Annotated in this window: 4 protein-coding genes; 3 read left to right on the plus strand and 1 reads right to left on the minus strand. The window is 60.8% G+C overall.

Annotation, left to right across the window (positions count from 1 at the left end; all coding sequences use genetic code 11):
* Positions 1-299: 299 nt before the first annotated feature.
* On the minus strand, positions 300-2,045 hold the full coding sequence (poxB, locus tag BMX92_RS15585) for a ubiquinone-dependent pyruvate dehydrogenase (RefSeq protein WP_093018110.1): 1,746 nt from the start codon (positions 2,043-2,045) through the stop codon (positions 300-302).
* Between the two features lie 285 nt (positions 2,046-2,330).
* Here poxB and BMX92_RS15590 point away from each other — a divergent pair, with 285 nt between their 5' ends.
* Genes BMX92_RS15590 through BMX92_RS15600 form a run of 3 tightly spaced genes read left to right on the plus strand, consistent with a single transcriptional unit; the run spans position 2,331 to position 6,153 of the window.
* Entirely contained in the window at positions 2,331-2,840 is a 510-nt protein-coding gene (locus tag BMX92_RS15590) for a 2Fe-2S iron-sulfur cluster-binding protein (protein ID WP_093018112.1), read from the plus strand.
* Positions 2,837-3,823, plus strand: a complete 987-nt coding sequence (locus tag BMX92_RS15595) for an FAD binding domain-containing protein (RefSeq protein ID WP_093018114.1) — start codon at positions 2,837-2,839, stop codon at positions 3,821-3,823. Before BMX92_RS15590 ends, BMX92_RS15595 begins: the two co-directional genes overlap by 4 nt.
* A complete protein-coding gene (locus BMX92_RS15600; RefSeq protein ID WP_093018116.1) occupies positions 3,820-6,153 on the plus strand; it encodes a xanthine dehydrogenase family protein molybdopterin-binding subunit in 2,334 nt (777 codons plus the stop codon). Before BMX92_RS15595 ends, BMX92_RS15600 begins: the two co-directional genes overlap by 4 nt.
* The last annotated feature ends 567 nt before the right edge of the window (positions 6,154-6,720 follow it).

The following is a 6,720-nucleotide window of genomic DNA, read 5'->3' on the forward strand; positions in this document are numbered from 1 at the left end:
GCCTAGCTGCTCATCGGATGATCCAACGCTGGTGTTCGAAGCACGGACCGAGACATTCAGCCCGTTCCGCCCTAACGTGCGAGATGCGCTTTGGTCACCTTCGAGTACGACTATCTAGCATTTTTCGTGGATTCTTAATCTGCGTTTATAACGGTGAATGCGCGGTGACAGGCTTCATCGTGCGCATTCGAATGGATCGAGCTTGCATGGAAAATAGCAGGCGACCAACCTTGACAGGCATCCCTCCCGCCCCGGATTTGTTAGTTGCCCAGGGCATTCATTAAATCGGGCACGCGAACTTAGAACAGCTTTCGCAGCAATCCGGCATTTGTCTTGCCAAGCTCGATGATCTCGTCACCACGCCCGCTCATGATTGCTTTGGCCATATAGAGAGTAAAGCCCTTCATCTGCTCAAGCGTGACCTTGGGCGGGAGGGACAGCTCCGTTCGTGCCGTCACGGCATCTAACAAGGCAGGTCCGGGGTGCGACAGGACGTCGTGCATAGCGCTGTCCAGTTCCCCTGGATCAGAAACACGCACACCGTGAATGCCAATGCTGCGCGCCATGGCGGCAAAATCCGGATTATCGAGCGCGACCCCCGTCTCGATAAGGCCGGCTGCCTTCATTTCCATTTCGACAAAACCCAGGGTGCCGTTGTTGAAAAGGATGATCTTTACCGGCAGGTTGAGCTGCCGCAGGGTCAACAGTTCGCCCATCAGCATTGCAAGGCCGCCATCGCCAGACAAGGTGACAATCTGCCGATCCGGATAAGAGACCTGCGCGCCGATTGCCTGAGGGAGCGCGTTTGCCATCGAGCCATGATTGAAAGATCCAAGGAGCCGGCGACGGCCATTCATCTTGAGGTAGCGCGCCGCCCAGACCGTTGGCGTGCCAACGTCGCAGGCAAAGACTGCATCGTCGCTTGCTTGTTCGCTCAGCACCCGGGCGACATGCTGGGGATGAAGGATACCACCCGGTTTGCCATTGGCCAGCTCGTCCAGCCCGTCCCGCGCCTTGGCATAATCCTCTCTGGCCGATGCGAGGAAGCCATTATCGCGGTTGCCATGCACCAAGGGAAGTATCGCCTCGATCGTCGCGCCGACATCACCCAGCACGCCAAGATCGATCGGCGTCCTGCGCCCCAAATTTTCCGGCCGCACGTCGATCTGCACGACCTTTGCCTTGTTCGGATAAAATTGACGATAGGGAAAGTCTGTTCCGAGCATCAGCAGGAGATCGCATGCCATCATCGCCTCGTAGCCCGACGAAAAGCCGATCAAGCCGGTCATCCCCACGTCATAGGGATTGGCATATTCGACCCACTCCTTTCCGCCCAGCGCATGAACGATGGGCGCCTGGAGCGCACCGGCGATCTGCAGCAATTGCGTATGAGCATCCCTGCACCCCCGCCCGGCAAGGATCGTGATGCGGCCAGCCTCGTTGAGCATGGTCGCGAGTTTTCCAAGCTGGTCAGGATGAGCGCTCACCGTGGACTTAGCTGGCAGCAGCGCATCGACAGATCGCGCGATCTGCCCTTTGGCCGCCTGTAGCGCAACGTCACCTGGGATCGATACGACCGCAACGCCTCGATGCCCTACCGCCGCACGTATCGCTGTCTCAAGCGTTCGCGGCATCTGGTCAGCATCCGAGATCGTCTCGCAATATACGCTGCAATCCTTGAACAGGGCTTCAGGCTTGGTCTCCTGGAAATAATTAGAGCCGATCTCGGCGCTTGGAATCTGGGCGGCAATGGCAAGAACGGGAACGCGGGTCCGATGGCAATCATAAAGCCCATTGATCAGATGCATGTTACCCGGCCCACAGGACCCGGCGCAAACCGCCAGTTCGCCAGTAAGCTGGGCTTCAGCACCAGCAGCAAATGCGCCCGCCTCCTCGTTGCGAACATGGACCCAGTCAATATTGCCCTGACGCCGCAGGCTCTCGGTGATCCCGTTAAGGCTATCGCCTACCACGCCATAAATCCGCTTCACGCCAGCCAGATGAAGGGTTTGGGTGAAAAGGTCGGAAACAGTCATTTTGGACATCGGCGAACTCCGGGCAATTGGGTGGCATCAGGATTTTTGGCCTCTCTCCTGGCGCAGATGCCCGCATGGACTTTTACCCGGCTCGCACTCGCTCCGCTCACTTAACAAATGAACAGAGCGAACGTTGCGAGGCTCGACAGACTATAATGGCGGCGTCCTGTCGGACCACGCTGCGGGCTGAAGTAATTCCCGCCCAGGCAGGTGCGTCCATCCGATCTCGCTATAGTGTGGCACCAAAGCTCCAAGTGACCGTTTGTGCAAGGTTACCGGAAGAAGGAAGCACAGATGCCCCTCATCATCAACGGTTCTCCCGCCCCCATTCCCCATGATCCGCGCGTGTCGCTGCTGGATCTGTTGCGAGAGTCGCTGCATCTTCCTGGCACGAAAAAAGGTTGTGATCAGGGCGCGTGTGGGGCTTGTACCGTGCTTGTTGATGGCGAGCGAATATTGTCCTGTCTTGCCTTGGCTGTGCAATATGAAGGCCGGGAAATCACCACGGTCGAAGGGCTGGCAAGCGAAAATGGACTTCACCCGATGCAGGAGGCCTTCATTGTCCATGATGGTTTTCAGTGCGGCTATTGCACGCCGGGTCAAATCTGCTCGGCCATCGGCATGGCAGCCGAAGTCAGGCGCGGCGTGCCAAGCCATGTCAGCGCGGACCTCACCGCAGATGTGGCTTTGACCCGCGAGGAATTGCAGGAGCGCATGAGCGGCAATCTCTGCCGTTGCGGGGCTCATAACGGGATCATCGATGCCATCCGCGACGTGCTCGAAACCCCGGAGACAGCGGTATGAACCCGTTCAGCTATGTGCGAGCCGTCGACAGTGCAGACGCGCTGCGCCACCGGGCAGGCCATGAGGCCGCCTATCTGGGCGGCGGCACCAATCTGGTCGACCTCATGCGCGAAACGGTGGCGCGCCCAGAGAAGCTGGTAGACATTACCGGCCTATCGAGCGCAATCACCCAGAGCGATGATGGCGGCTTGCTGATCGGTGCAGCCGCGCGCAACACCGCGCTTGCCGAGCATCAGGCAGTGCGAACCCGCTACCCCGTGCTTGCGCGCGCCATTCTTGCTGGTGCCTCTGGGCAGATTCGAAACATGGCAACAGTCGGTGGTAATCTCCTGCAACGCACGCGATGCGCATATTTCTACGATACGGACGGGTCGTACTGTAATAAGCGGCGGCCGGCATCGGGATGCGACGCCTTGGAGGGTTTCAACCGCAACCACGCGATCCTTGGCGCATCACCGGCCTGCGTCGCCACGCACCCCTCCGACATGTGCGTGGCTCTGGCTGCGCTGGATGCGACGGTGCATGTGGAAGGGAAAGCCGGCCCGCGGACCCTGCCCTTAATCGACCTGCATCGCCTGCCGGGCGATCATCCGGACATCGACACCACGCTGGACCAGGGCGAACTTATCACCGCCATCGCCTTGCCGCCGCTCGCATTTGCAAGCCGATCGACCTATCGCAAGGTTCGCGATCGATCGAGCTATGCCTTCGCGCTCATATCCGTCGCCGCCGCGCTGAAAATCGAGGATGGAAGGATAAGCGATGCGCGGATTGCCTTGGGCGGCGTGGCGCACAAACCATGGCGCGCTTTCAAGGCGGAGGCCGCGCTGCAGGGCAATGAGGCGACTGAGCCGCTGTTCCGCGCGGCCGCTATGGCAGAGCTCGCGGACGCACAGTCGCTCAGCCAGAATGGCTTCAAGATCGAACTCGCGAAGCGTACCCTGATCGCCACATTGGCGGATCTCGTTGGAGGCGCATCATGAGCATTATCGACTCAGCCAAATCCGCCGCGCAGACTCTGGTGCAGAGAGCGATGAGCAAGCTGGTCCCGCTCGCGCCCGACAGCTGGATTCCCGGCGGCATCCCCGATCCCCTGATAGCCCGGAAGCATGGGCTGATCGGCACGCCCGTTTCGCGCCTTGATGGTCCACTCAAAGTCCAGGGACGTGCACGCTTTTCCGCTGAGGTGGATGCGGCCGATATCGCTTATGCCGCCCTCGTCCACGCCACCGTCCCGCGTGGCCGGATTGCAACGCTCGAAACGGCGGCGGCGCGGGCAGCGCCTGGCGTCATCCTAGTGATGACCCATGAAAATGCTCCCCGCATGAATGCGCCGGCCCTGTTCGGCTCATCGCCGACCGCGGTGGGACCGGCCGACCTGCCCGTCATGCAGGATGATCGCATCCACTGGAACGGGCAGCCGATCGCCATCGTGCTGGCAGAAACGCAGGAGCAGGCGGACCATGCACGGTCGCTGGTTGTCGCGACCTATAGCATCGAACCGTCCATCACATCGCTGAAAGCGGCGAAGGATGCCGGACCGAAGCCGGGCCTTTTCATGGGCGAACCGTTGCTGACCCAAATCGGCGACGCGGAAGCTTCCTTATCCGCAGCGCCCTATAAGGTCGACCACCTCTACCGCACGCCGCGGCACAACCATAACCCGATCGAGCTGCATGGCGCGACGATCTGGTGGGACGGCGACACGCTTGTGATCCATGACGCAACCCAGATGGTGACGGCTCAAAGCCTGACCATGGCAGGCGTGTTCGACCTGAAGCCTGAACAGGTTCATATTCTCTCGCCCTATGTCGGTGGCGGCTTTGGCAGCAAGGGCCTTTGGGTGCATCAGATCATCGGCGCCGCCGCCGCTAAGCTGGCGGGCAGGCCGGTGCGCATCGCCCTCTCGCGCGAAGGCGTGTACCGTGTCGTTGGCGGACGGACCCTGACCGAGCAGCGCGTCGCGATCGGTGCGGAGGCCGACGGGCGTTTCACGAGCATCATCCATAGCGGGATAGCCGCGATGACCCCGCACAATAATATGCCGGAGCCTTTCATCTTGGGCACCAAGGTCGGCTATGGCGCGGACAATTTCAAGTTATCCGTCGAGACGGTCGAGATGGACATAGTGGCCAACACCTTTATGCGCGCGCCAGGCGAGGCGGTGGGGACGTTCGCCCTGGAATGCGCGATTGACGAACTGGCAGCCGAAATCGGCATGGACCCGGTAGACCTGCGCATTCGCAATGAACCGGAAAAAGACCCCATATCGGGCTTGCCCTTTTCTTCACGCCACGTTGTCGAGGCATGGCGGCAAGGCGCTGAGCGGTTCGGCTGGGCAGAGCGCATCACGACGCCGGGCACGCGACGCGAGGGCGAATGGCTGATCGGCATGGGCTGCGCCACCGGCACCTATCCCTATTACCGGATGCCTGGCGCCGCCGCGCGGATCACCTTGACGAATAACGGCACCGCGACCGTCGAAATCGCCGCGCATGAAATGGGGATGGGCACAACCACCACGACAGCCATTGTTGCGGCCGAGCGGCTCGGCCTTTCGATGGACAAGATCAATGTCCGCTACGGGGATTCGACCATACCCGGCGCCATCATGGCCGGCGGCTCGCAGCAGACGGCTGCGATCGGCGGGGCTGTAATCGCCGCCCACAACGCGCTCGTAGCGCAGCTTCTCAAGATGGCAGGCAATGACTCGCCGCTCGCCGGGCTGTCCCCTGCCGAGGTTGGAAGCGAAGACGGCGCTCTTGTAAAGCTGGACGATCCGACCCGGCGGGAAAGCTATGCCTCTATCCTGAACCGAGCGCAGATGGACAGCATCGTCGCGTCTGAAGAAGCCTCGCCGCCGCTCGAAATAATGCACTGGTCGATGCATTCGCACAGCGCGATCTTCTGCGAGGTGGCGGTCAGCACAATCACCGCCGAAACGCGGGTCCGCCGTATATTGGGATCGTTCGACTGCGGCCGCATTCTCAATCCCAAGACGGCACGCAGCCAGTTTCGCGGTGGCATCATCATGGGGCTGGGCATGGCGCTGATGGAGGAGACGCAATTCGACGAGCGCAACGGCCGGATCATGAATCCAAGCCTCTCGGAATATCATATCCCTGTCCATCTGGATGTGCCCGATATCGACGTGATCTGGACCGACATTGCCGATCCGCACACACCGATGGGCGCGCATGGCATTGGCGAAATTGGCATTACAGGAACAGCGGCAGCGGTAGCGAATGCTGTCTATAATGCGACTGGCAAACGTATTCGGGATCTTCCCATTACGCTGGATAAGCTGTTCTGACGGCTATGCGCGAACGGCTCCGGATGGCACCTTGTGCATCACATAACGCAGCGGCATGAACTGCCCCGTCGCGGCGTTGATCGGCTGCGCCTGAGCCAGAGAAACCAGCGCCCGGAAATGGCCGCCGCATATGCATCACTTCTTCCCGGCAATGGCGGAAGCGGCAGGATCGCCTGGTCCAGATTCTCGAGACCGCATAGGCCACAGCTGGACCCCGACACCCGATGCCGTACCCGCTCGACCACAGTGGGCAGACAATGTTCGGCCAAGGTTACTCGCAGGATCGTGCCAGTCGGCCTGAGATGCGTCTCCGCCTCTCTAATGTCCTGCTGACCTAAGATCAGGCGTAAGCGAGGTCTGACGGCCGCCTTGCGCATCAAGGGTCCGACGGGTTGATTGCCGCTCTTTGAGCGGGGTGGCCGGTGTCGGAAGAGATCGAGGATTCAGCAAGCGGTGCAGCGACTACTCATATGTAAGCGCCGACGGAAGGCGGCGTTGACGTAGGGTTATTTGGGTTTCCGCGGGCGCGGCGCCCATTTCTTGGCGAGTGCCGCGAAGCGAGCGTGG

Origin of the sequence: Sphingobium sp. YR768 (genome assembly GCF_900111125.1) — a bacterium.
Taxonomy (GTDB): domain Bacteria; phylum Pseudomonadota; class Alphaproteobacteria; order Sphingomonadales; family Sphingomonadaceae; genus Sphingobium.